We start from the raw sequence: 26,875 nt of genomic DNA on the forward strand, positions 1-26,875 counted from the left end.
GCGCTTCCACAATCTATTGGTTGCGTATCGCGCTGAGGCTCCAGCTATTTAAGGCAAGAGTCCCGGTCCAGATATTCCATCAAAGTTTTATGAAGGAAACGAATGCGGACTTCCTGATAACGGCTTAACATGACGTCCTTCACCCCACCTGCCTTCAGGCCTTGCTGTTGCAGCGCCAGATTTTGGCAGTCCTGATCATAGATTAGCCCGTGCCACGGCTGAAAAGCGCCGCTGGCCGCATAAGTATCGTCAGGGCCAAGGTCGATTTGATTGACCTCTGGAAAATCGGATCCGTCTTGCGGTTTTGGCCGGAAGATCATGAAATCGAAGCGTGTACGATCTGGACTATTGTCGATCGGAACGAACCGATAGGCGAATGGATAAGGCAATCCCTTGAATAGGAGAAAGTTGGGGAACAGCGAATATTGAATGGGATCACATGCTTCTGCGTCCGTCAGATGGCTGAAGTCCTGTCCGTAGACCTTGCCCAGTTCAGTACGGTTCATATCTGCCAGATAGCCCCGCGCAGTTTTGCCCTCCGGCAGTGGCGGAGCGTTATCAGTATTGCCAGTGACGGCGCCGAACGTTGCTTTCCATATCTCGGCTTCGGTAATCGGCTGTGGGTATTGGTCGCTGGGAATTCCGGTGGGAGCACAAAAACGACTAACATGACCATTGTCGGCCCAGACGTCATATTGCGTGCTGGCGTCGCCCCCAAAAGGAAGAGCTTGCGAGTGAAGTTCCGCGACATGGAATGCTTCGATAAACCCTTCCATGCAACACTTCCAGTTCGCCTCCATGACCTTGGTTACGCGGGTGTCCAGATAGACGTCGTCCCGCGACCAGTCGGCAAATTCCGCGATCAGCGGACCCAAATATGTTTCCAGCGATGGTGATGCGGGATCGCGGTTGACGAATACGAAACCTCCCCAGAGGCCAACGCGCGCTTCTGGTAAAGCGAGTTCGGAATCTTCGACCGGATCGAAATCCCAGCGCGCAGGTAAATTCTGAAGGGAGCCGTCGAGGTTCCAAGTCATGCCATGATAGGGACAGCGTATCTTGTTTACGCTCGTGTCCGACGCGCATAATTTCATGCCGCGATGCAAACATCCATTATAGAAAGCTTTGATCACGTCCGGAGCACTGCGCATGATGATCAGCGACGCACCGGGCGAGTCATACAATACGCAATCGCCAACTTCCCTTACCTCTTCGACACGGCAGGCGACTTGCCACGTCCGCGACCACATCCGTTCCTTTTCCAAGTCAAAGAAAGTCTGGCTGGTATAACGCTCGCGAGGGACGCGCGGCATTTCGATATGCGTGGGATGGATTTGGCGTAAACTCGCGGGTGCCTCAATGGGGTCGCGCGCAATCACTTGCTGATATGTCGGAGCAGGGCTGTCCCGGTAATCGGGTGCGCCGTTGGTATCGAAATGAGTCATGGTTCAATCTCCCATCTTGGGCTGGGTCAATCCAAGCTGGCTATCCAGCGTAGCTCTCGCGGGCCACATCACCCCGCTGGGATCGCACCCGTCAGCAAATAGCCGCCTTCAACAGGAAGCGCGTGACCGGTGACCAATGAAGCTGCGTCCGAACTCAACCAAAGAATGGCAGCAGCCAACTCGTCGGGGCGTCCGAGACGTTTTTCCAGATTGGCGACCTGTTCGATCATGGACCGCTTCGCCCCCACAAGATCCATTTTACACGCCAACATCGGTGTGTCAGTCACGCCAGGGCATACCGCGTTGATGCGGATCTTGCGCGACGTGTAAGCCAAAGCCGCGCTTCGCGTCATGGCAAGAACAGCGGCTTTCGTGCCATCGTAAACAGCACTGTCCGGCCGCGACCTGAGTGCATTCATTGAGGCGACATTCACGATCGAGCCGCCACCCTGATCGAGCATTTTGGCGATCTGGCGTTTCATGCACAAAAATACGCCCATGAAGTTGATATCGACAACGCGGCGGGCCTGCTCATCCTGCACATCGGCAAGCGCAGTATCCTCCAGTTCCACTGCCGCGTTATTGCAGGCGAAATCGAGACGTCCGTAGGTGGCAATGCAAGTGTCGATCAGTGAATCGACGTCTTCGGATGACGTCACATTGGAGCGGACGAAAATGGCCGTGCCACCAGCCGCCGTGATGGCGTGTGTCGTTTCCTCACCACCTTCCGCTTGGATATCAGTGACAACCACATTCGCACCAGAAGAAGCGTAAGCGATTGCCGTCGCCCGACCGATACCACCGGCTGCTCCTGTGACCAACGCTGTTTTGCCCGCGAAATTATAGGTCAAATCGGCCATATACTCAGAATCCTCGTATTTTTTTCGGTCGGGAACTTGTTTTCGATCGCTTTTACATGAGGGAAAAATCGCGGACCGGATCGGCGCCGTCGAAATTCACGGACGCGCTCTTGACCTGGTGATAAACCGACAGGAGCGGTATCGACGGTTCGTACAATTCGACGAAGTGGCCGAATTGTTTGGTCGCATCCATCATCGCAAATCCGGACCCCGGTTGGACTTCGCCGTAAAAGCCCTCCGGAAATCCCGCAGCTTCGAATTCCTTCATGGCCGCGGGCAAGTCGTCGATGATCAGCGCGATGTGATGGAAACCGGTCCCACCATTCGGAAACAGGTCTGAAAAGACCGAGGGTTCGGAACTATGGACTTGAACCATTTCGATCATGACATCACCCCATTGTCCGTAGGCGGAGGAATGATCGAAAACGCCAGGCTTGCCGCGGTAACGCGCCAAACTCATGGGAATATGCTCCATGACGAAGTAAGGGCCTGAACCGAAAGCCTCCGCATGCTGACGGGCAGCTTCGCGCACATCGGGCACATAAAATGCGACCTGCCGGATCGGATAGCGCATGAACATCTTAGTGAACATTAGGGATACTCCTGCAAGCACGATCAGGCAGGGAGGGGGCGATCACCTGGCCGATATTGCGACAGGTGGCGGCGCCAAGCACGATGGCCACTTTTCCATCAAGCCGCATCTAGATCCCCTCCTTATTGTTAGCATGCATCCTAACTCGACAACGGCTCGCCCGTCAATATATTTAGGCGACATAATATTAACCTGACTGATCGCCCTGTGGTGCTGATCAATCTGTGGCCGTTAAAATGAAGGTGCGTAGCGGATCGGCATCGTAGGCGGCGTCTGCAATGACATGGCCGACGCCCTGCAAGCCGGACAGGAGGGCTTGGGCCTGTGGGCAATCGCCATATTGTCCTGGCGTTGGATGAATGCGCAGCGGCAAGCCGATCGCATCGACGGCGGCGGAAATCCGCCATAAGCGGTTAAAATGGTGTTGTTAGAAATGCACCGCTCTTCGCGGGCGACGTTCGGCGCGGGAGTCAGGCTTAGCGTAGGTTGTACCGCCGAATGTGATCCTGTTGGACAACCCGTTCTCGCGTGGATCTATCAGGCTGCCCGAGTTACCCTGTCGTTGCCGGACATATCGCGCTCAGGCGCTTTTTTAGGGGCTTGGACCGCAGATGGGACGACACGCGTCGTTGCGCTTAATTTCTCGGGTGCCAGATCGCTGTTGGCGATACGGGAATCCACTTCAGTGGTCCGAAGATCCGCCAGCCAGAGGCGTTTGGCGACAGCCAGAGCAGCGGCGGCCGCAGAGGGGCGAACGGCATTGATCTGGATTTCGTTCGTGAACAGCGCGACGATCAGCCGGTCACGGATTTCCTCTGAATGAAAGTCGAATTCAATGCCGAGGCGCCTGCCCGAACGGCGGACAAATCCGCGCAACAGGCCGACGTCCGGCAATACGACCTCGACGCGCTCGCCGACACTCAGGTCCGCCGGTTCACCAAGCTCCAGCCCAAGACCGGAGATGGAAATGTCGCCCTTATCTGACCGGATCATCTGCCCCTGCGCGCTCAGGATCGTCACGGCCTGTCGCAGCGCGAAGCGCTCCTCACCCCGGACACGCGGCTTTTCCAGACACATCATGGCGACCAGCAGCAGGATGAACATATTCACGATCGTCCAGAAGGTCACCATGGGCAGCAAGCCGACCTGCGACACGACCCGATATTCCGGCGTAACATTGATCATCAGGCCAGCGAAACTGAGCGCGAGGAGGCCGAGCGCTACGAATAATATCGTCCTCTCCCATGGATTTCCGCCCGCGTCGGACCCTTTGGGCGTGACCTTGAAGACAAGGCCTTTTGGACGAAACAATGTTTGCAGGGCAACCGGCAGAATGCGGAAGGACTGGAACAGCGACAAAATTTGCGCGGCAAGCGGGTAATAGCGCCCCGGCGCCAGGAGCGTGATGCCGCTCAGCATGGCGACGATCAGCGGCAGGACATAGTGAATGACCGCCTCCAGATCGATGCCGACCATCGGAGCCAGATTGAACAGCATGAAGCAAATGGGCGTCAGCACGGTGAACATGGATTGGAGGCCCTGCGTGATCCATGCGCTGGGCAGGAACAGCAGGCGATAGCGCAGTTTCAATCCTGGCCCCAAAGGACCTTCCTTCAGGTACAGGATCTGGATCGCACCCTGCGCCCAGCGTTGACGCTGAACAAAAAAGGCAGCCGTGCTTTCCGGAGCGAGGCCAAAGGCCAGAGGCTCATTCAGATAGCGGGTGACATAACCCTGCCGCAAACTCGCCAGCGTCAGCAACATGTCTTCGGTGATCGATCCTTCCGGCAGCCCTCCGCCGATCGATTCAAACAAGGTCCTGCGCGTCACGGAGTTCGATCCGCAGCAAAAGGCGGCGTCCCAACCGTCTCGTCCCGGCATGATCGCTTCGAAGAAAAATCGCTGATCGTCCGGCATGGCCTGTTGCAGGCCCAGATTGGTCTGCATGGGATCATGATTGTAGAAGCTGTGCGGAACCTGGACGATGCCGATCCGCTCAGACTCGAAAAAGCCCATGGTCCGCAGCAGAAAGTCTCGGCGTGGCACGAAGTCCGCATCAAACACCGCCACGAACGGCGCGTCCGTGACCGTCAGCCCGTGATTGATATTGCCAGCCTTCGCACCTTTGTTGTCCGGCCGGTTAATATAGCCAGCCCCCTTTGCCATGCACAGATCGCGCACCCAGGGCCGTCGGCCATCGTCCAGAACCCATATGCGCGCGTCCGGCCAGTCGAGGGCAAGACAGCCGAGGATGGTTTTTTCCAGCACTTCGCGCGGTTCATTATAGGTGGCTATGAAAACATCCACCGGGGGTAAATTCAGCGGGTCTTCTTCCCATGCAGCGCGCAGCCGTGCCTCCCCCGCATCAGCCTCCGCCGACCGGTCGCGCGGCCGGGAGAGGATCGCCAGCAAGATTGCGCCATCGAACAGCGCGGCACTTTCCACCAGCAGACAGGTCAGCGGCCACCATAGCTTGCCCGCCCCCTCGCCCCAGGGAATCGTCTGTGAGATCCGCCACTGCAGATAATAGACAATGGTGCACCCAATCGTCGCGACCAGCCCCGCACGCCAAGGCCATATCTTGCCGAAAAGCAGCAAGAAACCCACCAGCAAGGCCAGCGGCGCGAAGGGCGCGGTGGTGGCGATGCTGGACATGTGCCGTCAGAGCCTGCGGCTGAACCGGACCTCGGCCAAACGCCCAACATCGCATTTGCGCGCGGCATCGACCCCACGGGGTTCGGGCGCCGGCAATGCGACGTCGATCAGAATCTCTCGATCTTCCGGCAAGGAATAGGTGGATGCGGCCAGCAATTCCTCCCTGCGCCGCCCCGCCGCGCCGGTGATGTTCACGACCTGCCCCTTCAGCCACTGATCGGAACCGATCATACGAACGTCTGCGGGCGTGCCGGGACCAATCACTTCAGCCTTCCGCTCTGGAAGGGCGACCTGGACGAAGCGCCGACGGCAATCGATCAGGTCGAGCACCGGCTCACCTGCGCGAATGGCGGCGCCGGGACTGGCGGCCGCCGCCCATACCAAAGTTCCCGCCGGAGCACGATAACTCGCCCGGGCCAACGCGTCCTTCAATCTCAGACTGGCCTGACGGTAACGAGCAGTCGCGTCGCTCAACGTCTTTTCGACCGCCTGCTTCTGCAAGAGCAGACGATCGCCCTGCTGCACCGCATAGGGCGCGTCATTATAGCTGTCGCCGATAAACACCCCGGCTTCCGCCGCGCTACGCGTAACCTGAATGGCCCGCAGCCTGGCGGCAGCGCTGCTGCAATTGCTGCTCTTGAGCGATGCGGCGGCTTCCGCCTTCTGCACCCCGGCGGGCGATATGAAGCCCCGCGCCGCCAGAACGCGCGTGCGGGCAAGATTAGCGGCTTGCTCTGCGCGTTCGGCCTGGCATCCCGCGAGATCCGCCTGCGCGGAGTCGCGATCAGCGGTAAGGCGCGTTGCCATCGCGCCGGAAAAAAGCGTCGCGCGCTGCTCCAATCGCTGACTTTGGCCATTCAGTTCGGCCAGTTGCCGTTCGCTGAGCGCCATTTCCGTCTGCGCCATCTCGGCTTGAGCCTTCAATTCGGCGACCTCGCCCGTATCCTGCGACAGGTCCAACAAATGTATTCCGGTGGCTTTGTCGAAATAGTGGCCGTTCGCCGGGAGATCGGCGACTGTTCCATCGGCGGCGGCCGTCAGCCTGATCAGCGGAGCATTGATCGCCGCCTGGGTGGAAACGTCGTTCAACACATAGGGCGCGAAACCCATGGCCCCGCCACCGATCAGGGCGGTCGCCAATATGATACGCGTCATTCGCGCGCGCAAAAGATTTTGAATATCAATCATTTTCGCCGCTGACCCGCTGCCTTTTTAACAATCCTCCGAAGCGTAACATCGGATGGTTAGCAGCGCGTTAATGACGTCTCGCGAGTGCCCTCTTGTGCCGTTTCTACTCGGCACCGTCGATTTGCGATCGCTATTGAACCAGTCGAGCCGTCTGGAGGGCTGTGGAGAATAGTTGCAGCAGGGCCGTGGTGATACTGTCATCGGCTGTCACGGTCTGCACCAACGGAGAACCATTGACGCCGGATGACGCGCAACTTTGCAGCGCGGTCAGAACCTGATCGGAGCTCCCGGCCTTTCCTGCCGGATAGGGCGAAGGAGGAGGCGGCAAAAACGGAGCGATATTCGTCTGCGACCAGCTGTCGCCGGAAAGAGATTCCGGCAGATATTGCGTATAGAGGATCGCGATCTTGATACCCTTGGCCTTGATAGCCGTGCATTCGGTCAGGTCGCTGCTCCGCATTGGTCCGAAATATCGGCCGCCGCCATTTGGCTGATCCAACATGCCGTCCGTAATGATGAACAATATCTTTTGTGGCGTCGCTCCGGGCGCACCCGTTCCCGCATTGGGAATGAGGTTTTTCATCGTAGTGAGCATGTTCGTTACTTCGGTGGCTTTATCGTCTATATTGCTCCCACTCGTCGGCATAGAGTTCTTCCACCAATAATCATCCGCCGGAAACAGGGATGTTGCCGAAAATCCGCTGCCGTAGGACGCGACATTGTTCAAACTATTGAGCGTCCTGACGGGTGTAGTATTGCCGGATCGCGTCCAGTCGAATGAAAACATCTGCGCCCGATAGGTAACCTGATATTGCGATGCCTGGTTGGCCGCGAAAGGGATCAACTGCGATGCGGCCAAAACCATGTCATCCTTGCGCAGCGTAATGCTGGCGGGACTGCCATAGATCCGCCCGTAATTATGTGTGAGCCAATAACCGTCAGCCCAATATCCGGTGTCGTAGATGAAGTTCGCTGGCGTGCCCGTAGTTGTACTCGTGGTAGTGGTCGAAGCACCCCCGTTGGTCGGCGTCGAAACCTCTATCGTAGTCGTGGTCGGCGTCACTTTTTTGTAGACGGTAGACGCGCCGCTAGAACTGGAGGTAACCGTATAAGTGGTGACGTTATAAGTGCTGACAGTGGTGTCGATGTTCCGCTTTTTGTTCCCCGATCCGGATGTCGTCCGCGTAGGCCCCGTCACCGTCGGCGTCGAGGATGACGTCATGAGATTGCCTGCGCTGTCATAGACCAGGTCGGCAGATGAATCCCACCTGTAGAAGACATTCTGGGTCGTGGAACCAGACGTATAATATCCTGCCGATAGTAATATATGACGGCTTTGCTGATCCTTGACGTAAATATTGTCGGTTTTCGGAAGCATCGCATGGCATGCAAAGGCGCAGCCGTTCGCATTTTCGCTCGTCTTGGTGGCCGCGATTATCTTGCTCACTCCATCCGAAGTCGCAGGCAGGAGCATTGATGGCGAATTGTCCATCGCAAGGTAAAAATCGACATTGGGCGGTTGCGCAGCGCTTGCCGAGGACGTTCCGCTCACCGTCAGGGTGCCTGCCCCCAAAATGCCACCGAATACATTGACCGACTTGGCCGTGTAGCTGACGGTAGCCTTGCGAAGATAGCCCAGTGCGCCGCTGCCGCCGGAGGTCCCGTCCGTAATCGTGGGGGTCACCTGAAGGTTCTGGTAACCGCTCAGGAGACTTGCCTGTGCACTGAACATAGTACGCGCGGCAGCAGTCGCCTCGCTGTTCGACTGAAGGATCATCGATGGTCCGACAGCCGCAAGCGCCGCTGCGTCGGCGGCGGCGTTCAGGTGCGTCTGGAGGCTCATGGCGCGAGAATAATCGATGCCAAACCCGGTGACGAAGGTCAACGGAATGAGCGAAAATGCCATGATCATCATGGCCCCGCCTTGCTGATCGGCCTTTAGACGAGCAGCGAGGCTGGCCATCGCTGCCGAAGAACGGAGACAAGAGAGTTTTGTCATCGGTCAAGCACCTAGTAAAGACGAGGAGTCATGTAGATGGTGTGGGTGAGCGCCGTGGTCCGGATAGGTATATAACTGACCGATGGCGTGAAATTGTAAGTGATCTTGCCCATGTACAGCCAGCCGCCGGCAGTACCGACCTGGGTCTTGTTGGCGATGCCGGGAACAAGATTTTGACAAACATTCGATCCGTCCGGCGACGTCGGCACCATAGTGGAATTGATCATATCGGCCGGGATCGAGATGACGGCATTAGCCGACTGCGTCTCAATAGTTGGAAGCGTACCCGCAGTATGTTCCGAAGTTGTGGGCGTGACGACGCTGCCATCGACATTCTGCGTCTGTGCCTGTGTCCATACGACATAGGCATGCGTGGCGTCGCAGATACGCAGTAGCGAGACCTGCTCGGTCGCATTGTTGAGCTTGTAAGGCGACAGGACAACCGCACTGGCGCTGAGATAGGATTTCGCATTGGCGCTCTGCGGCGCGTTGTAGATGACCGTGGGGGACATGGTTCGGCTGGTAAGATCGACCAGCGAACGGGTCGCTATCGTCACCTTGCGGTTGCAGGCGATCATGTCCGACAGGCACACGCCGCCCGTGTACATGAGCACGAGCACCGGCAGACAGATCGCGAATTCCACGATGACTGCGCCGCGCGCATCCTGCTTGAAGCGCTTCAGCATGAGCTTTGCGATGCGTTGCATGAATAATCTTCCGTCGTGAACACCGACGTCGCCACAAGCTGGCGATTGCCATTGGGCTGATTTATCAGGTTCAAGCCTAGCGGCCCTTTTCCTGTCGGCCACAAATACACCAGCTGAAGAACGACGATGCGGTTTTTGCCGCTACCGCCCGACTGGTAGATGTAGCCCGTCCCCGTCGAGGTCAGCACGCCATTGCTGTCATAGGTGAATGTGGGCGCAGACGTGCTGCCCACATTATAGCCGCTTGCGGTAGTAACGTTGACCGTGAGCCGAGCGCAGGTGAGCATCGCGGGCAGGAGCGATGGAACGCTGACGGCCTGCCCGCTCGAATTGGTGCCGGAGTAACCATTGCAGATGGCGTCTTTGAAGTCATCGGACGTCATGCCCATGTGGCCATTGGCCATCTGGGTCGTTTGGGCTGAGCCAGTCAACAGCAGGCGTCCTGCGCTTTGAGCCGCAGTCTCCAGCATCTGTTGCGCCAAATATATCATCATCGTGTATAGGATCGCGAATAGCAGCGCGAGCAAAGCCGGTGCGACGATGGCGAATTCCAGGGCAGCCGTACCCTTCCTGTCTTTCGACAGGTTCGTACCGAAGCGGCGAACCGCTTTCAGTGGGTAATAGATACTGCGTAAAATCGCCACGCGAGGGCATCCTTAAAGCTATATCAAAGGCTATATCACCGATCGGCGTTCAGATTTCGTAAACGGCCTAGACGGATGGGCGTGATCGAGATCCGCACTCTGGGCGGTCATCGACGCCAGTTCCGGATATTGCTTTTGTAACGCTTCGCATCACGAGCATTGTGTGGGCGGGCAGCAGCCCTGCATGGCCCGCCTTCACGGAGGGACGATTCTTTCGTGCCACCCATGTGCAAGTGCTGATGCGCTTCGACGATCGAGTACCCGAAATCGGGCGATGATTTCCTACCTGACAAAGCCTTAGAGATCAGTTCGCGCGGGCATTCCGGGACGAGTGAAGGGTGCGCCAGATCGGCAGGCCAGGCTCAGTCGCCGGGGAAGCGCGGAACGATGCCATTATCCTCGAAGAAGGTGGGCGCCTGGTACAACGTGGGTCCGGCATAGGCTGGCGCGTCCGGAGAAGCCATCATCCAGGCGACCGTGCGTCCGGTATCGGCGGGCGTATAGGACGGCAGTCCGCCGCCAAACCCCTTGGCGGCTTCGCCATACTGCGCCGTCATGGCTTCGGTGATGGTCAGGCCTGGCTGTATGTGAAAGCTCGCAATCCCCTGATCCCGATATTCCAGATCGACAAATTCCGCGAGTTTGCTGAAAGCGGCTTTTCCCGCCGCATATAGCAGGCCCCAGCCGCCCTCGGTCAGCTTTCGTTCGCAAAGCATGCTGCCCGCGCCACTGGTGATGAAGACGATACGTCCGCCGCCCTGTTTCAACATGGGTTCAAGCGCGCGCTGCGTGATGTGCAGTTGATTGACCATCATCCCACGCATGGCCGCTTCCGCAGCATGCGCATCGATTGCGGAGATGGGCGACATGATGGCGGGTGACTGATAGATAGCGTTGTTGAACAGGCCGTCGATCCTGCCCCATTTGGCAAGCACCGCATCCACCGCGGCATCAATGGATGCGCGGTCCAATATGTCCATCGGGATACCCAAAGCCTCGCCGCCAGCGGCTTCGACCTCATCTACGGTGGCTTCGATGCTGCCGGGTACGGCAATAGCCTCCGACGCGACGGAACTCGCCAGTCGTCCTTCGCCTTCCCGCCGGGTACGACCGGTAACCGCGACGGCGAATCCACACTTTGCGAGTTCCAGTGCGGCTGCCTTGCCGATCCCGCGCGTTGCGCCCGTTACTATTGCCACCTTGCGCATACCCAAAGCTCCTGATGATCGTAGGACGTCGGGTTTTTGCCGATCGCCAGCCGCCCTTGTTCCGGGAAATCGGGTCCGCCGCAAGCCAGATCATGATGTCTTTCAGCATCGAGGGATGCTCGAAACGCTGCTTTTTTGAAACGCCTCAAACCGGAATTGCTTCTACCACTTGACAAAGGTTGATATTCGTCAACTATTAGGAGCAGATGGCCGTGTAGTTGCGCCTCAGCAGATGATCTGCCGTGGGCGCCGCTGGCCACCGTTTGAAAATGCTAATGAGATAAACCTTAGAGAGAGTATCAGGCTATGGCCCACACGAAGTTCCACCTTGGCTATTTCACGAAGTTCGGCGCGACTTCCTGGCCGGGCGATGGCAAGGAGTTTGGCTCGCAGTGGGCGGATGGTTCCTATCACAAGGAACTGGCCAAGATGCTGGAGGCGGCTAAGTTCGACTTCGTCTTCTTCGAAGACAGCCTGATCGTTGGCGATCGTTACGGCGGCTCGATGGAGCTGGACCTCAAGAATGCGACGCTGTCGCCCAAGCTCGACCCCATGCCGCTGCTGCCGGTGATGGCGCAGGAAACATCGCACATCGGCCTGATCGCGACGGCTTCGACGACCTTCTATCCGCCCTATATCCTCGCGCGGTTGCTTTCGACGATCGACTCCCTGACGAAGGGACGCGCGGGGTGGAACATGGTGACGTCGAGCGAGAAGAACGCCGCGTTGAACTTCGGCATGGAAAAGCTGCTGCCGCCGAACGAGCGGTACGACATTGCCGATGAGTTCGTCGAGCTGGTCAAGAAGCTGTGGGATAGCTGGGAAGAGGGCGCGCTGGTCGCGAACACGGAAACCGGCGTCTATGTCGATCACACCAAGGTCCACACCGTCAATTTCGAGGGCAAGCATTTCCGTTCGCGCGGGCCGCTGAACACGCTGCGTTCGCCGCAAGGCTATCCGGTTCTGGCGCAGGCGGGCGCGTCCGAGCGTGGACGGCAGTTTTCGTCCAAGAATGCCGAAGTCGTGTTGGGCATGATGACAGGCGGCGTTCCGGGCATGAAAGCCTATCGCCAGGACATTCGGGACCGCGCCGAAGCGCAGGGCCGCAATCCTGACGATATCAAGGTCTTCTTCCTGACGCCGGTGGAAATCTTCCCCGAAGGCGGCGAGCGGCCCGAAATGAGCGAGGCCGAAAAGCAGGCTTCGTTCGAGCATAATATCGTGATGGCTTCGTCGTCACTGGACGTGGACTTCTCGCTCTACGATGTGGATGCACCCGTGCCGCAGGATATTGTGGCAGGCGGCCACACCAGCGCCCTTGAGTATATGAAGAAGGCGGGCCGGGAAGAGGGTAAATCCCTCCGCGACCTGTTCTCCGTCGGGAAGGGCGCGAGCGGCATGGACTTCAGCGGCACCGTGGAACAGGTTGCCGAAAAGATGATGGCGGTGATGGACGAAGTGGGCGGCGACGGGTTCCTGATCGAAGGATCGGGTTATAACCATCAGCTTGCAGATCTGGTCAACGGCGTCATCCCTACCCTTCAGAAGGCAGGCGCCGTGCGCACCGAATATGAGGGCACGACGCTGCGCGAAATCCTGCGCGAATTCTGACGCGATTGGCGTGGAGCGATTGCGCTGCTCCGCGCCCTCCTCAATCTTGAAGCTGGAGCGCGCCCGCACATCGCGGCGCGCTCCAGTTGTTTTGGCAATGTCCGGCTTCGTTGGTTCACGCGGGGCCACAGCCGCGAGCCGCTGTTAGCGCGGTCGCAAAAGGCTCGCTTGGAACGCGCCCGCCCCTGCATTAGGGTCCCTTCCAGACGGCCAGGAAGTCGTGGGTAAATGGGAGAGGAACGTTTGACTGAAACTTACAAGATCGCTGCGACTTTGGCGATATATGCCCTGAAAGCGCGCTACTTCCGGTCCATGGACAATAAGGATTGGGCCGCGCTGGAGTCGGTCTTTGCGCCCGACCTGGTCGCAGATTTCCGCGATGCCGCGGGGGAACGGGACGAGAGCATGCTGATCCACGGCGCTGCGCCTTATATGGCACGCTTGGCGCCGATGCTGGAGCAGGTCACAACCGTTCATCACGGCCACATGCCCGAGATTCACATCGAAACGGACAGCCAAGCCAGCGGCATCTGGGCGATGGAGGACAAGCTGTGGGTGCAGGAAGGCTCACCCCTGCCCTTCCGCTGGATGCATGGCTATGGCCATTATCATGAACGCTATGTGCGGCTGGCCGACGGCTGGCGCATCAGCGAGATCCGCCTGACACGCCTGCGCATCGACGCAGGCTGACGGCCGTTATAGCTCCTCCAGCGCCGCGCTCGCTACGATCCAGCTTTCCTCGATCGTACCCAGCTTCTTTTCGACCGAGGCGCGGCGGACCATGAGGTCGGTCGTGGTCATTTTCGCTTCGGCGCCCGTCGCTGCCTTCGGGTCGAACAGCGCCTGGTCGATGCGGCTGCGTTCGGCCGAGAGCGTCGCCATCTCCTTTTCCGCCTTGCTGATTGCCGATTTTAGGCTCTTCTGCTTTTCGCGCCATTCGGCGGCATTACGCTTCTCCGCCTTGCGGTCCTTGGGCGCGTCACCACCGCTGCCGCCGCTGTCGGCTTTGCGCAATATGATGTCGGTATAGTCTTCCAGGCTGCCGTCGAACGGCTGGGCCGTGCCCCCATCCACCAGGACGAGGCGATCGGCCACCAGTTCGATCATGTGACGATCGTGGCTGACGATCACGACAGCGCCCGAATATTCATTGAGCGCCTGCACCAGCGCTTCGCGGCTATCGACGTCCAAGTGGTTGGTCGGTTCGTCGAGGATCAGGAGGTGCGGCGCATCGCGGGTGATCAGCGCCAGCGCCAGTCGCGCGCGCTCGCCGCCCGACATGGAACCGACCTGCTGCGTGGCGCGCTCACCCGAAAAGCCGAAGCGGCCAAGCTGCGCGCGGACGGCGCCCGGCGTCGCGCCCTTCATGACGCGCGTCATATGCTGGAGCGGCGTATCGGAGATGTCGAGCTCCTCCACCTGATATTGGGTGAAATAGCCGACGTTCATCTTGGCCGAGCTGTTCATCGACCCTTCCATCGGCGCTAGCTGCGCCGCGATCAGGCGGGCGAGGGTCGTCTTGCCGTTACCGTTGCGGCCGAGCAGCGCCAGCCGATCATCGGGATCGATGCGCAGGTTCACCCGGCGCAGCACCGGCGTGTCGCCATAGCCGACCGCCGCCATGTCCATGGTAATGAGTGGCGGGCGCAGTTCGGGCGGGCTGGGAAAGGCGAAGGACAGCGACGGGTCCTCGATCGCGGCGGCGATGGGCTGCATCTTCGCCAGCGCCTTTGCGCGCGACTGGGCCTGCTTGGCGGTCGAGGCGCGGGCGGAGTTGCGGGCGACATAGTCCTGCAACTTCTCGCGCTCGGCCTGCTGCTTTACGCGCGCGGCCTCCTGCTGGGCGAGGCGTTCGGCGCGCTGCCGTTCGAACGCATCGTAGCCGCCGGGATAAAGGGTGATCTTCCCGCCTTCCAGATGCAGGATATAATCGACCACATTGTTGAGCAGGTCGCGTTCATGGCTGATGACCACCACGGTGCCGCGATAATTTTTGAGGAAGCTTTCCAGCCACATCGTCGCTTCGAGATCGAGGTGGTTGCTGGGTTCGTCGAGCAGCAGCAGGTCGGGTTCGGAAAAGAGCAGCGCGGCGAGCGCGACACGCATTTTCCAGCCGCCCGAATAGCTGTCAAGCGGACGCCCCTGCATTTCATCGTCAAATCCCAGACCGACCAGAATGCGGGCGGCGCGGGCTGGCGCGGTATAGGCGTCGATCGCCATCAGCCGCTCGTAAATATGGCCGAGGCGATCGGGGTCATGGGTCGCTTCGCTCTCCGCCATCAGGGCGGCGCGTTCCTTGTCGGCGGCCAGCACGGTTTCGAAGGGCGTCGCCGTGCCGGTGGGCGCTTCCTGCGCGATATAGCCCAGGCGCGTATCGCGCGGCATGTCGCAACCGCCATCGTCGGGGTCGAGTTGCCCGATCATGACCTTCATCAGCGTGGACTTGCCCGCGCCGTTGCGGCCGATCAAACCCACGCGGCTGCGCGGCGGCAGCGCGGCACTGGCGCGGTCGATGATGGTACGGCCACCCAGCCGCACGGTGATATCCCTGATATTCAGCATGGCCGCGCCCCTAGCAGTTGTTGCGGGGTTTGTCAGCGGTGCAGACGCAATCGGATGGGCAGAGACATCGTGCCATAACCGAACCCCGTTCAGGCTGAGCTTGTCGAAGCCCTGCTCTTGAAAAGAAGTAGAGCCCTTCGACAGGCTCAGGGCGAACGGTAACGGGACAAAGCCCTAATCTTCTATCGCTGTTCTTCCGCATAAAGCGTGAACTGGGCGTGCAGACCGCCGTCCGACGATTGGCCAAGCCACAGGTCGAACAGGCCAGGTTCAGCGATGATCCGATTGCCCTGCCCCACAAATTGCAGGTCGGTGCGGGACAGGGAGAAGCGCACGGTCTTGCTCTCTCCCGGCCCGAGCGTGACACGTTCGATTCGCTTTAGCTCGCGGACGGGACGGGTGCGGCTGGCCACGCGATCGCGGATATAAAGCTGCACCACTTCGCTACCGCGCCGGTCCCCCTTGTTGGTGAGTCGAGCGGTTACCTCGATCGCGCGGTCCCAGCGCAAGGCGGTGTCGGATAGCTTCAGATTGTCGAGCGCGAATGTCGTGTAGCTGAGGCCATGGCCGAAGGGATAGCGAGCACTATTGTCCGTCGTCATGTAGCGCGCGCGATATTCGGTGCGGTTGTCGATCACCGGGCGGCCTGTGGACTTGCGGTCGTAGAAGAAGGGTTCCTGACCCGATTCCCACGGAAAGCTGACCGGCAGCTTGGCGGAAGGATCGACCCGGCCGAACAGGATGTCGGCGATGGCATGGCCCGCTTCCGATCCCAGAAACCAGGTGGCGAGGACAGCCTGCGCGCTCGCGACGGACCCATGCAGCGCAAGAGCGCGGCCGTGACGCAACAGCACGATGATGGGCTTGCCGGTGGCCGCCACCGCGTCGGCCAGCATCTGCTGGGGCGGCGGCAATTCGATAACGGTGCGCGACTGCGCCTCTCCCGACATGTCCTGCGATTCGCCAAGCGCGAGCAGGATGATGTCCGCCGCCTTCGCCGCCTCGACCGCCTGCGCGATGCCGCCGTCGATCGGCGTCATGATGTCGCAGCCCTTGGCTATGCTCAGTTGGGCCGGGTCCGGCATAGCGGCGCGCAGCCCGGCGGCTATGTCCACGCCCTTCCCCTTGTCGCCGTAAAACGCCCAAGGGCCGTAGATATTGGCGCGATCCTCACCGAACGGGCCGATCAGCGCGATCTTCTGGCGCTTGGCGAGGTCGAGGGGCAGGACGCCGCTATTCTGGAGCAGGACGATCGAGCGTCCGGCCGCTTCCCGCGCCAGGGCGCGATGGGCGGGCGTGGCGATGCGGGTGCGTTCGGCCTCTTCGCTGATGGAGCGATAGGGATTGTCGAACAGGCCTATCGCCATCTTCACATAGAGGATGCGGCGCACGGCGACGTCGATCGTCTCCATGGGCACCGCGCCACTCTTCACCAGATCGGGCAGGTGGCGGATATAGAGGCCGCTCTGCATCGACATGTCGACACCGGCCAGCACGGCAAGGCGGGTGGCGTCCCGCTCATCCTCCGCAAAGCCATGGGCGATCAGCTCCTCGTCCGCCGTATAATCGGAGAAGACGAAACCCCGGAACTTCATCTCGCCGCGCAGCAGGTCGGTCAGCAGTTCGCGGTCGGCTGTGGCGGGGACGCCGTTGATCTCGCTGAATGCCGCCATGGTGGTGAGCGCGCCTGCCGCAAAGGCAGAGCCGAAGGGCGGCAGGTGCGTTTCTCGCAATGTTTCGTCGGAAATATCGACGCTGCCATATTCAAGGCCCGCCGCGACCGCGCCATAGGCGGCGAAATGCTTCGGGCAGGCGAGAAGCGAGTCCTCCCGCCGCAGATCGCGCCCCTGGAACCCCCTGACGCGGGCGGCGGCGAACAGCCTGCCGAGATAGACATCCTCCCCCGCCCCTTCGACCACCCGACCCCAGCGCTGGTCGCGCGCGACATCGACCATGGGCGCGAAGGTCAGATGCAGCCCGGCCGCGCTTGCCTCCTGCGCCATGGCGCGGGCCGTGCGTTCGGCGAGCGTGGGATCGAAGCTCGCGGCCTCCGCCAATGGCACGGGGAAGATGGTCTTCAGCCCATGGATCACGTCGCCCGCCAGCAGCAAAGGGATGCCAAGGCGGCTTTCCTTGACGGCAATCTCCTGCGCGCGGCGGGCGCCTGCCACGCCGATGCCGTTGAACAGGCAGCCTACCCGGCCCTTGCGCACCTCTTCCGCCAGCCGCTTTTCATCCTGGATGCCGACTTGCGGATTGGGCGGATTATAGGGCCGGAAGCTGTCGGTGAGGCAGGTCATCTGCCCCGCCTTTTCCTCCACGGTCATGCGGGCGATCAGCGCATCTACGCGTTCCACTTCGGACGCGGCGAACGCCCGGCGCGCAAAGGGGAAAGCGAAGGAGCCGGACATGGCGGCAGCCAGAAAGGCGCGACGGTCGATGGTCATTGGGCGACAGCGTAACGGATGAACCCTGCCGGGCCAACGCCCTGCTCCGCCATATGTTGCGGCGGCGCGGTCAGGCGGGCGCGAACAGCTTCGTGCCGACGACGCCGATGACGATCAGCGCCATGAAACCGGCCTGCACGGGGGCAATGCGGTCGCCGAACAGGATCATGCCGCCGATGATGACGCCAACAGCGCCAAGGCCGGTCCAGATCGCATAGGCGGTCCCGGCGGGAATGCCCTTCATCGCGAGCGCCAGCAGGCCCATATTGAGGAAGCTCAAGGCGATAGGCACGGATGAAGCCTGCCAGCTGCCGACAGTCGCCGCCCATTTCAGGCTGAGCGCCCAGCAAATTTCAGTGAATATAGCAATGCCAAGCACAAGCCACGCCATGACGAGCGGTCCTTTTTCAGGCGGGCTCGGATGGAAAGGCGCGCGGGCCGGAAACCCGAAAGAGGCGGCGCGCCCGCAAAAGGTGGTGGACAGGGCTGGATTCGAACCAGCGTACGGGAAACCCGGGCAGATTTACAGTCTCGCACATAACTTTTCCGGTTGATGCCGGATGATGCTCTATATTACTATTTATCAGGTGCTTACGGCAATTTATCCAAGTGCGCCTTGCCGTAAGATGCCTGCTTTTTCCGGCTGTTTCCTTGCACGATTACACAGGATTTACACACGCTGGCGCTAGCCAGACGTGTGTAATGTGCCTACATTTCGGGAACCCCTGCAACGGTACAGTCAGACTTTTCCGTTGCCTTCCAAGTCGCGTAATTCGGCTGATCTTCCGCCTGCAAGTACGCCGCCGCTACCATTCCAGCCTGGACACATTTGTCCATTGGTGAACCGGACTGGCTTGCGATATGATATTGGTTCACCGCATCAGTGGCGACCTTATCTTCAATTTTCTGCATCTGTGCATCCGCAAGTTGGTCGCAACCGCTGAGGATCATCAAAACTGAAATAGCTGCTAACCGCATTTAAGCCCCCCTGTATCAATTAAACGACTCCGGCATATTATCCGTTGGCCGCTGCTGTCGATTGTTCAACTCGGCTCCGCAATAACGGCACACAGAAGCTTCTTGCTTTATCATCTCGGCGCATCTTGGGCATTTTTTCTGCCCCTGTGCTAATGCCTCGCGCTCTTGATGTTTTACATCGGGCTTTATGATTAAGACATGCACAATGGCGACTATGAAAATAAGCGTTCCATAAAGCCACCAAGGAAAGAAGTCCCTTCCTTTGCTTTTCGCGATCATGCCAACGAGGACGCCAAGGATCGCTGCAAAAAATAAAAATTCCATAATACCCCCCTGAAACGACGAAGATGCTTACTTATTGTCGCCAAACTCTATCGCAACAATCGAAGCCGTAGCCTTGCCCTCAACCCACTCATTCGGAACTTTCTTAGCAGCGTAAAACTTATCCGACTCCTGCTGCCAGATGTAATTGGGACGAAGGGGTTTATTATCGTCACTAAAGCCACTCTCAGTTACCCAAACAGGATTATATTCTTCTTCTGCAATAGCAGTACCATTTTTGTCCTGAAACACCACGCGGACGGTGACTCTGTAGAGAGTTCGGTTTCCTTTATTCTTAACTTTGAATTCAACACCGGGAACGCGGCCGTCAAGAAGGCTGTCGTAATACTTCGCACGAAGGTCATATATGTTCAGATGTTGGGCAATGTATGCGGCTTCATCGGCTGACTTGGCTTCCGCTTTGGCATCGTTTCCTTCAGAGGAGAAAGGAGAGCCTAGCGACGTTGTTTCGTCTTTTGCTTCGTTTGCTTCTGCATTCTGGACAATAAACGTCTGATATATCTCGTACGCAGGTGCGAGTAAGAGTAGTGCGACGGACGCACCCGCTATGGCCCGATCTTTTCCGTCGGTCATCGAAAGCAACGGCTCTGATTTTTCTTTTCGGTGCTGCACTCCTGCATAAACCATCGCAATTGCAGAGGCACCCAAGACGAGCCAGCCCCATTGAAGCTGGACAGAATTCATTGCGGCCTCCGCTATACCCGCGAAGGGGTTGTCCTTAAGTTCAGTCAACTTGCTTCGCATGGAAGATATGTTCCATTGGAGCATAGAGATCTTGTAGATCAGCATCGCTGCGATAGCGAGGCCAGGAAAAATCACCTTGTCGAGATCAGACCTTAAAGCCAGCACAATTCCTATAATGGCGAGGGCTAGAATAGAGAGCGCAAACCAGTTGGTCCCGCCACCAAATAGATTAACTGTGCCTACTATTGGAAACGTTGCAATGGGCAAAAATAGCCCAACTGCGACAGATGCACTCCCGACTAGTGCGATATTACGGTTTGTCATTCCCCTGTTATCCCCAAAGTGGTGAACTCGCTATGGTTCGCATAGGGCGGAATGCATGACAAGGCGAAGTCGGCTGTATTATATTCGTCCGTTTCCGATACATTAATCCAGACTGTATCGAAAAATAGAGTCCACATATCTAAAATACACTTCTAATATCGTTACACCGATTCGATACAGGAAGTGACGAATGAGCCGCACCTTTGCCTATTGCCGGGTTTCTACCGATGACCAGACAACCGAAAATCAGGCTAGGGAAATTGAAGCGGCAGGCTTTGCCGTCGATCCGAAGCGCATCATGTCCGAAACTGTTTCCGGCTCTGTCGCCGCTATGGAGCGCAAGGGCTTTGCCAAGCTAATGGATCGCCTTGAAGCGGGCGACATATTGATAGTGACCAAGCTGGACCGTCTAGGCAGAAATGCCATGGACCTTCGCTCTACGGTTGAACGGCTGGCGGCAGGAGGCGTTCGGGTTCATTGTCTTGCCCTTGGTGGCGTGGACCTCACCAGCGCGGCGGGCAAGATGACCATGGGCGTTATCGCCGCCGTTGCCGAATTTGAACGCGACCTATTGATAGAGCGGACCCAAGCGGGGTTGCAGCGGGCTAAGGCACAGGGGAAAGCCCTTGGACGCCCACAAGCCCTTACCGACGCCCAACAGCGCGACGTTATAGAGAAGCGCCGGGTAGGCATTTCCCTTGGTGCGCTGGCAAAAGAATATGCCGTCAGCCGCGCCGCGATCCAGCGGGTAGAGAAGCGGACTGTGTAAACCGGGAAGAACCAGGGGTGGAAAGAGCCCCGTCGTACAAAAGCCGAAGTCATAGACTTTAGTACAATGCCAGCTATGAACTGGATTCCGTCACGGCTTCCCCGCCATCGAATGCTCACTCCATTTTTGGATAGCTGCATGTCCGCTAACAACCAATTTCGGTCGATAGCCGGCAATTCTGATGGTCCTCAGAGACGTCGTTAAAACGGCGCATAGGCAAGCGCACAGTTGCCCTCCTAAACCGTTAATTTCTCCGCAAAGGCAACAAGTCGGGCCATCCTGGCCTTTATGAAGCTGTCATAATCGTCGTTAAACTCCCCCGCTGCGCAGAAGGCGGACGCGAGAGTCTCCTCGACGTTATGCTCTGCCCCCCCCCAAATCTTGCAGATACACAGAGGGCCGCTTCCTACCAATATTTCTATTCTCTGCAGCACTGAGAAAGCAGAAGTTTGCAAGCATGTTAATTGAGGGCTCGTCATACCCATTTTCACGTAAAAATGCTCGCGGGTAAGTATGATGAAATTCAGATCGATTATAGCTTTGCAATACTCGATCAAGATCAATTTCCTTGCCTGACAGCAGGCTTTTTGGCGAGTTATTAGATAGTAGCAACACAAAGGTCTTTGTCGCAGCAGCACCCACTCGAAAAGAACTTCGGAAGAATACTTCGTCAACTTTCACGTCAATTTCACCGAAGGTGTTCGGCTGGCTATTTTTCAGCAGCTCTGCCTGTTGAATATCGTGGATAGTTGTCTTGCGTGTTTGGCTGGAATATCGGGCAGAAAAGCAAGTTCTCCAGAACCACCGTTTCAAACGATTATAAGTCGCTGCGTTATATACAACATCTTTACCTTCGGGTTCGGCGAAGAAGACTGCTAGCGGGACAAGCATCGCCGGGTAGGGTAGCAGTTTTAGGTGGACAACCTTCAACTGGGTCCTGAGAAAGTCGATCGCGCCACGGATGCCCTGTTCGACTCGAGGAAATTGTGCACGGACGTCTGATCCATTCAAGTTCAGTAGCGTCTCAGGGCCTGGCTCACCTGCCAGAATTCCTGCAACGCAACTTAAGATTAGATCGGAGTCGTCACCAACCCCTGCAAAGCCGAAGTCTGACAAATCATCCCGAAGGTCACGAAATTTGTCCAATAGATCAAAATCTTCGCTCCAAGTCCATGCCGACAGAAGTTGCAGTGTATCGAGAGCAACGCCCAGATGATTAATTCTTTCAAAAACAATTGCAACTATCGATCGGTCTTCACTTTTCAGTACCTGAACAGGTATGGTAATCTCTTTGAACTTCTCTTGGAGTTTATCGATAGTCGCAATTCTTGTCTTATCTAAATGCTCAGTATTGGCGCGGTAGCCAACGGAATCAAACAGGACGCGCATGGGGAAATACCGATGACGTTCGGCCTCCTCGACTTTTTCCAGTGCGACAAAGACGCTGTCTTGAGGATTGTTGCCCGCATCTAGGTCGAAGTAGATGTCCATCCAGTCAGGATTGCTTTCAGGCTGCAATTCAGTCTGAAACACCGTAAAGATGGATGTCAGGCGTTGTTGTCCGTCCAACACATAGTCGATTGGATACTCTGCCTCGGGATCAGGCAACGTAAATGTTCCCAAGCTACGTTCAGCAGCTAGTTGCTGCTTAGTACGCCAAAAGAGAAGAGAGCCAAAGGGATATCCCTTATAAATACTGTCTAAAAGATGCGCTACTCTGTCCATCTCCCAGACAAAGCCACGTTGAAAAGCGGGTATCCTAATCTCTCCGCTGGTAACAGAATCTAGTATCTTACGGATAGAGTAAGACTGATAATCCATTAAAAACCTCTTGAGATTGGGATTTGCTTTTCACGGCGACGCCAGCGTAGTCGACGCAACCCTAATATGTAAGTATCAGGATATCTACACTTTTCCTGTCCGTTTCAGTTTGGTCGGCTGGGTCGGCGTGGGGCGATCCCAGATGTCGACTATTGACATACTCTGAGCACAGAGGCGCCGTTCCGCTAACGGCCTTTCCAGACCAACGCATCACTACATCATATGATGCCCGGCGGAAGGAATGCGCAGAATAGGAAGGCAGCTAACCAAGTCGCAATATAAATTACCCTTGCCTTCATATCGATCGTAACGGATGGAAGCTTGCCACGATCGATCATTGGAAGCGGGACCATTATCGCTCCAAAACAACCGCTTAGGATGGGCAGAAGGCCAGTAGACCTGCCCTGTCGATTTAAAATGCCTCTAGAAGCTCCTGAGAGGCCCGTCAGGCGTCAATCGAGGGCTCAAAGGTTACCCTACCTCTCGGCAATCTACATACCTCTACGGGCCTTAAAATCGACGATTAGCAAATATTTGATGACCATCCAGAAATGAAGCTAGAACTATTAAAAAGTATTTCTCTTATTTAGTGCATCATTTCTTCTAAATATGGAAACAAAGGCATTGGCTTTGGATTAGGTAATTCAACAACATTAGCATCATAAACACCGATGGTTACCCATTCAACGCGCCAGTCAACTAGAGCGGCGCCGCTTTCAAATCTGACAATGCCCGCGCCATCGCGCACAACGTCAAAGCGGCAGCGGAGGGCATCGTCATAATGCCCGATGAGCAAGGTTCCATCGGACAGGCCCACAAGGAAACGGTCATCATCCTCATAGGGCACCGATAGGACGGTCTCTATGTCGCCGCTGATCCGAACCCGAACACTGTTCGGAATTGGTTCGATCCGAACGCCCATGAGAATCACCTTTCCTAGTTAAGAACAAAGAGAGAACATTCTCATAGGAAAGGATTCGGGCGATGGTCAATATCGATGCTTCATTTCTCATGGGCGTGGCGGCAATCCTCACCAGCCTCGCCGCACTGGTAAAGGCATTTCGCCTCCGGAACAGATAGAAGAACAAATAGGGGATTTACGCCAACAGCTTGGTTTGTCATGACGAACACGCAGCTTTGCCAATTCGGAGCTGTGGGGCGTCGTAACCCCAAGAAGAGTCAGCCGGTCGAGTTTTCTCGGCCGGGTGGCATGCGCGTATGTCCAACCCGCGAGGGTAAAGGTGCATGCGCCTGTCGGACTCCTTCAGGTTACGAACACCCGGCTTCCGCCGGGCAGTGCCTCCATGATGAACAGGGGGCATGATGAAAGTTCGACATTCACTTTACGCCGCCATAGCGCTGCTGACCTTGGCGTCGGTAGCACAGGCGCAAGCTGCCCCCTGTGGGGAAAAGCCGAAATGTGACCCGGTCGAAGGAGTCTGGGCGCAACGCCTTCAAGATGCGTGGGGAAGCCCAGCGACTACGGCGGATCAGCGACTAAAGATGAGGCAATTCATAGAGGCAAATACCACAAGTGGCACTGTGAATTGGGAGAAATCAGCTTCTGATTATTTCTCATGGCGCAGCGGAGTCAAATATGATCCGGTGAAGGCTTTAAATCCAAAGGCCGCACAAGAGACTGAAGAAAATAAATACCGAAATATGCGAATTGTCTCTGAACAGAACATTAAAAGAAATTTGGTCGATCCTTCATCTGCGACATTCGAATGGCCTTACGGTTTCATCTTCGGCACTTGGAAACCTGATTTCTTCTCTAAGAAAATCTCCGGTCAGTTAACGTGCGGTTATGTCAACTCAAGAAATCGCATGGGTGGCTTCGCCGGTAAAAGCTTCTTCGTTGTCGTTATAGATGGCGGGAATGTCGTCTACTCCGATATTGATGATGGACAAGGCCTGGTCAACTTGCTGTGTCAGAAGACAGCTAATTCGTCTCTTCCACCCGCTCAAAAGGGCATGAGAGACGAAGATTTCGCTGTTGGGTCACCCGCCCTGCCCAATTCAAGTGCCGAAAAAGCGGAACAAGCTACTTCTCCATCGGAACGCCTAAAGCGATTAGAAGGGATGTTTTCGGCTGGGATCATCAGCAAACAGGAATATGAAGATCGGCGGAAGGCGATCATTTCTTCCTTATGACGAATGGGCGGCGCGAAGGCCACCTCATTTCACCGTCAGCACCGGCCTTACCCCAACATGCTTAAAGAACATGTCGGATAGTATTTGTTCTGCCTTCGCTTGATGGCGTCGGTAATGCTTCTTCATTTTTGAACAAATTCATTCCTGCCACACTCTATGCCCTCCTCCATCAACCGCTTCTTCATCGCAGGCCGTTGCAGGTGTCGGCTTAGAGCGGATGCATCAAGGCCCAGTGCATTCCGGACTGATTTCTTTGTTACAGAAGTTATGCCGGTCGATAGCTGCCGAAGAATTTCGTCAACCAACTCCGCCGCCTGCTTCGTCAGCCTCAGCCCTTTGGGAATTGGCTCCCATGGAACGATTGAACAGCCGGGGAAGGCTTCTTCCAGAATTACCTCATTCATCGCCATGGCTGGCGCGATAATAAAAACCTCACCGTCGCCACACTTGCCATCAGGACCGGGGTTGCGGATGTTTGAACGCATGACGGCCTGTAGTAGGTGGTCCTGGATTTCAGAGCGCCTTACAGCGCCAATGCCATCCTCTGGGGCGGTGCCAGCCGACAACCCCGTATAGGCCCTGTAGAGGGCTCTGTACGCGCTTCCCGGGTACAGCAGGGGGCCGATGACCATCACGCGCTTTATGCGCCGGTAATCATTGGTGGCTTTGTGGATGCCCCAATGAATAAATTGGACCCGACGCTTTCCACCTGTAACCTTATCTCTAATTAGTTTTTCGAGAATATAGCCCCGCCGCGCATCATCCTTCGGAATGATGACCAGCCATTCTTCATCGTCTTCGTTGATCTTGGCGGCAGCAGCCTCAACAATCTCTAATCGGCTGGCGGGATTAACCAACTCTGTTTTACCGGAAGCCCTCTTCCACCAGTTGATCGTCAGATTACAATAATCATGCTGGTAGGCAGGCAGGCGACGCCAATCTGTCCGATGCGCTTCATACAGCCGGTAGCTTTCTTTCAGCCGTCCTGATCCATCTAGAATAAAGATTGGACCAAGATCGGCGGGCAACTCCCGGCTATATCCCATCAAGGTCTTGCCGCGTGTCCGATCCTCACCAATTTCTAATTCCCGTCCTCTAAGGCAGGCAAGATTAGCCAGAATGCCGATGCGCGTGTCATTGACCCCGAACATCGCCTCCGCCGCCTTCTTGTTAGGGAAGATCAAGCCAGCCGGGATCATGAGTTTATCACCGACGCAAGCTGTTGCCGATGAAGGGATATGGCTTTCCAAGGCCTCTGCTAATTTCTCATGATGTAGCCGCAGCTGACTGTACAGGCCGCTAATATCATCAAGGCGGATGCTGATGGCTTCCACCAAGGCCATGCCTTCATCCCACACCCGGAGATATCGAGGCGCACCCTTATAATGGAATTGTTCTGCTTTTTCAAAGCTGTCTCCAGCGTGATGCCGGATCATTTCATGGGTAGTTAGAAGCACCATGGCTTCATCCGCCCTGTCAAAGCCAAGCCCTTTTCCGTTCAAGAGCCAATCGGATGTTTGAATGGCGTAATGAGCCTCATCAAGACCGGAGATTGTTATAAACGTTTCAATTTCTGCTTTTGTAGCAAAGCAAAGGAGAACCCCTACATCCCGCTTAATCGAGCGGGATAACCACCGCTGGACAACTTCCGCAAGGAGAGTGGTTTTCCCACTACCAGGATCAATTGATGATAGATAAAACTTTCTATCAACCTTCATTAAAAGAGCTTTGTTTAGATCCCTCTTTAAGCCGTTTAGAACATTATCCCTGTCATTAACAATGACTTTCCCGGGACAAGAGAAAGATATAGAAGGTGAATGATATTCTTCTTTAGTTAGATCAATTAAATTTTCTGTTCTCATAATAAAAAATAAGCTTTTCTGAA

General features: G+C 56.8%; 22 protein-coding genes, 1 tRNA gene and 1 pseudogene. 4 read left to right on the forward strand and 20 right to left on the reverse strand.

Features of this window, described 5'->3' with window-relative positions; all coding sequences use genetic code 11:
* Window positions 1-44 precede the first annotated feature (44 nt).
* From ACZ51H_RS09075 to ACZ51H_RS09120, 10 genes and pseudogenes are all read right to left on the reverse strand, one after another.
* On the reverse strand, window positions 45-1,445 hold the full coding sequence (locus ACZ51H_RS09075; RefSeq protein ID WP_460986736.1) for an aromatic ring-hydroxylating oxygenase subunit alpha: 1,401 nt from the start codon (window positions 1,443-1,445) through the stop codon (window positions 45-47).
* 68 nt (window positions 1,446-1,513) lie between these two features.
* Window positions 1,514-2,305, reverse strand: a complete 792-nt coding sequence (locus tag ACZ51H_RS09080) for a glucose 1-dehydrogenase (protein WP_464801631.1) — start codon at window positions 2,303-2,305, stop codon at window positions 1,514-1,516.
* Between the two features lie 52 nt (window positions 2,306-2,357).
* Window positions 2,358-2,897: a VOC family protein gene (locus ACZ51H_RS09085; protein WP_464801632.1), complete on the reverse strand. Its 540-nt coding sequence runs from the start codon at window positions 2,895-2,897 to the stop codon at window positions 2,358-2,360.
* A 235-nt stretch (window positions 2,898-3,132) separates the two neighbouring features.
* Window positions 3,133-3,300 (reverse strand): annotated as a pseudogene (locus tag ACZ51H_RS09090) (transposase); the annotation flags it as partial.
* Between the two features lie 134 nt (window positions 3,301-3,434).
* Entirely contained in the window at window positions 3,435-5,552 is a 2,118-nt protein-coding gene (locus tag ACZ51H_RS09095) for a glycosyltransferase (RefSeq protein WP_464801633.1), read from the reverse strand.
* A 6-nt stretch (window positions 5,553-5,558) separates the two neighbouring features.
* Window positions 5,559-6,707, reverse strand: coding sequence for an HlyD family secretion protein (locus ACZ51H_RS09100; RefSeq protein ID WP_464801634.1), 1,149 nt, complete (start codon window positions 6,705-6,707; stop codon window positions 5,559-5,561).
* A 163-nt stretch (window positions 6,708-6,870) separates the two neighbouring features.
* Window positions 6,871-8,655 carry a pilus assembly protein TadG-related protein gene (locus ACZ51H_RS09105; protein WP_464801635.1) on the reverse strand — a complete coding sequence of 595 codons (1,785 nt, stop codon included), beginning with the start codon at window positions 8,653-8,655 and terminating at the stop codon, window positions 6,871-6,873.
* 95 nt (window positions 8,656-8,750) lie between these two features.
* Window positions 8,751-9,446, reverse strand: coding sequence for a TadE/TadG family type IV pilus assembly protein (locus ACZ51H_RS09110; protein ID WP_464801636.1), 696 nt, complete (start codon window positions 9,444-9,446; stop codon window positions 8,751-8,753).
* Window positions 9,419-10,090, reverse strand: coding sequence for a TadE/TadG family type IV pilus assembly protein (locus tag ACZ51H_RS09115; RefSeq protein WP_464801637.1), 672 nt, complete (start codon window positions 10,088-10,090; stop codon window positions 9,419-9,421). Before ACZ51H_RS09115 ends, ACZ51H_RS09110 begins: the two co-directional genes overlap by 28 nt.
* A gap of 362 nt (window positions 10,091-10,452) precedes the next feature.
* Window positions 10,453-11,298, reverse strand: coding sequence for an SDR family NAD(P)-dependent oxidoreductase (locus ACZ51H_RS09120; RefSeq protein WP_464771295.1), 846 nt, complete (start codon window positions 11,296-11,298; stop codon window positions 10,453-10,455).
* A 306-nt stretch (window positions 11,299-11,604) separates the two neighbouring features.
* Between ACZ51H_RS09120 and ACZ51H_RS09125 the strand changes: the two genes are divergently transcribed.
* The gene (locus tag ACZ51H_RS09125) at window positions 11,605-12,909 is read left to right on the forward strand and encodes an NtaA/DmoA family FMN-dependent monooxygenase (RefSeq protein ID WP_449474109.1); all 1,305 of its coding nucleotides are present in this window, start codon (window positions 11,605-11,607) and stop codon (window positions 12,907-12,909) included.
* 243 nt (window positions 12,910-13,152) lie between these two features.
* A complete protein-coding gene (locus ACZ51H_RS09130; protein ID WP_464801638.1) occupies window positions 13,153-13,599 on the forward strand; it encodes a nuclear transport factor 2 family protein in 447 nt (148 codons plus the stop codon).
* 6 nt (window positions 13,600-13,605) lie between these two features.
* On the opposite strand, the gene ACZ51H_RS09135 is transcribed toward ACZ51H_RS09130, so the two are convergent.
* The 7 genes from ACZ51H_RS09135 to ACZ51H_RS09165 all read right to left on the reverse strand — a co-directional run bounded on the left by ACZ51H_RS09135 (window position 13,606) and on the right by ACZ51H_RS09165 (window position 20,246).
* Window positions 13,606-15,471, reverse strand: coding sequence for an ABC-F family ATP-binding cassette domain-containing protein (locus tag ACZ51H_RS09135; RefSeq protein WP_464801639.1), 1,866 nt, complete (start codon window positions 15,469-15,471; stop codon window positions 13,606-13,608).
* Between the two features lie 182 nt (window positions 15,472-15,653).
* Window positions 15,654-17,918: a beta-glucosidase BglX gene (bglX, locus tag ACZ51H_RS09140; protein ID WP_464801640.1), complete on the reverse strand. Its 2,265-nt coding sequence runs from the start codon at window positions 17,916-17,918 to the stop codon at window positions 15,654-15,656.
* Between the two features lie 70 nt (window positions 17,919-17,988).
* A complete protein-coding gene (locus ACZ51H_RS09145; protein ID WP_464771299.1) occupies window positions 17,989-18,309 on the reverse strand; it encodes a DMT family transporter in 321 nt (106 codons plus the stop codon).
* An 83-nt stretch (window positions 18,310-18,392) separates the two neighbouring features.
* Window positions 18,393-18,476, reverse strand: a tRNA-Tyr gene (locus ACZ51H_RS09150).
* Between the two features lie 150 nt (window positions 18,477-18,626).
* Entirely contained in the window at window positions 18,627-18,896 is a 270-nt protein-coding gene (locus tag ACZ51H_RS09155) for a hypothetical protein (protein ID WP_464801641.1), read from the reverse strand.
* A gap of 15 nt (window positions 18,897-18,911) precedes the next feature.
* Complete coding sequence (locus ACZ51H_RS09160; protein WP_464801642.1) at window positions 18,912-19,220, reverse strand: zinc ribbon domain-containing protein; 309 nt, start codon at window positions 19,218-19,220, stop codon at window positions 18,912-18,914.
* 27 nt (window positions 19,221-19,247) lie between these two features.
* Window positions 19,248-20,246, reverse strand: coding sequence for a hypothetical protein (locus ACZ51H_RS09165; protein ID WP_464801643.1), 999 nt, complete (start codon window positions 20,244-20,246; stop codon window positions 19,248-19,250).
* A 190-nt stretch (window positions 20,247-20,436) separates the two neighbouring features.
* Between ACZ51H_RS09165 and ACZ51H_RS09170 the strand changes: the two genes are divergently transcribed.
* A complete protein-coding gene (locus tag ACZ51H_RS09170; protein WP_464801644.1) occupies window positions 20,437-21,015 on the forward strand; it encodes a recombinase family protein in 579 nt (192 codons plus the stop codon).
* A 357-nt stretch (window positions 21,016-21,372) separates the two neighbouring features.
* Here the strand turns inward: ACZ51H_RS09170 and ACZ51H_RS09175 are convergent, their stop codons facing one another.
* On the reverse strand, window positions 21,373-22,836 hold the full coding sequence (locus ACZ51H_RS09175; RefSeq protein ID WP_464801645.1) for a GmrSD restriction endonuclease domain-containing protein: 1,464 nt from the start codon (window positions 22,834-22,836) through the stop codon (window positions 21,373-21,375).
* 586 nt (window positions 22,837-23,422) lie between these two features.
* Window positions 23,423-23,758, reverse strand: coding sequence for a hypothetical protein (locus tag ACZ51H_RS09180; protein WP_464801646.1), 336 nt, complete (start codon window positions 23,756-23,758; stop codon window positions 23,423-23,425).
* A gap of 398 nt (window positions 23,759-24,156) precedes the next feature.
* Between ACZ51H_RS09180 and ACZ51H_RS09185 the strand changes: the two genes are divergently transcribed.
* Window positions 24,157-24,990: an SHOCT domain-containing protein gene (locus ACZ51H_RS09185; protein ID WP_464801647.1), complete on the forward strand. Its 834-nt coding sequence runs from the start codon at window positions 24,157-24,159 to the stop codon at window positions 24,988-24,990.
* Window positions 24,991-25,112: 122 nt separating this feature from the next.
* On the opposite strand, the gene ACZ51H_RS09190 is transcribed toward ACZ51H_RS09185, so the two are convergent.
* Window positions 25,113-26,852, reverse strand: a complete 1,740-nt coding sequence (locus ACZ51H_RS09190) for a hypothetical protein (RefSeq protein ID WP_464801648.1) — start codon at window positions 26,850-26,852, stop codon at window positions 25,113-25,115.
* Window positions 26,853-26,875: the final 23 nt, after the last annotated feature.

The sequence above is a fragment of the Sphingobium sp. TomMM15 genome (assembly GCF_055397045.1).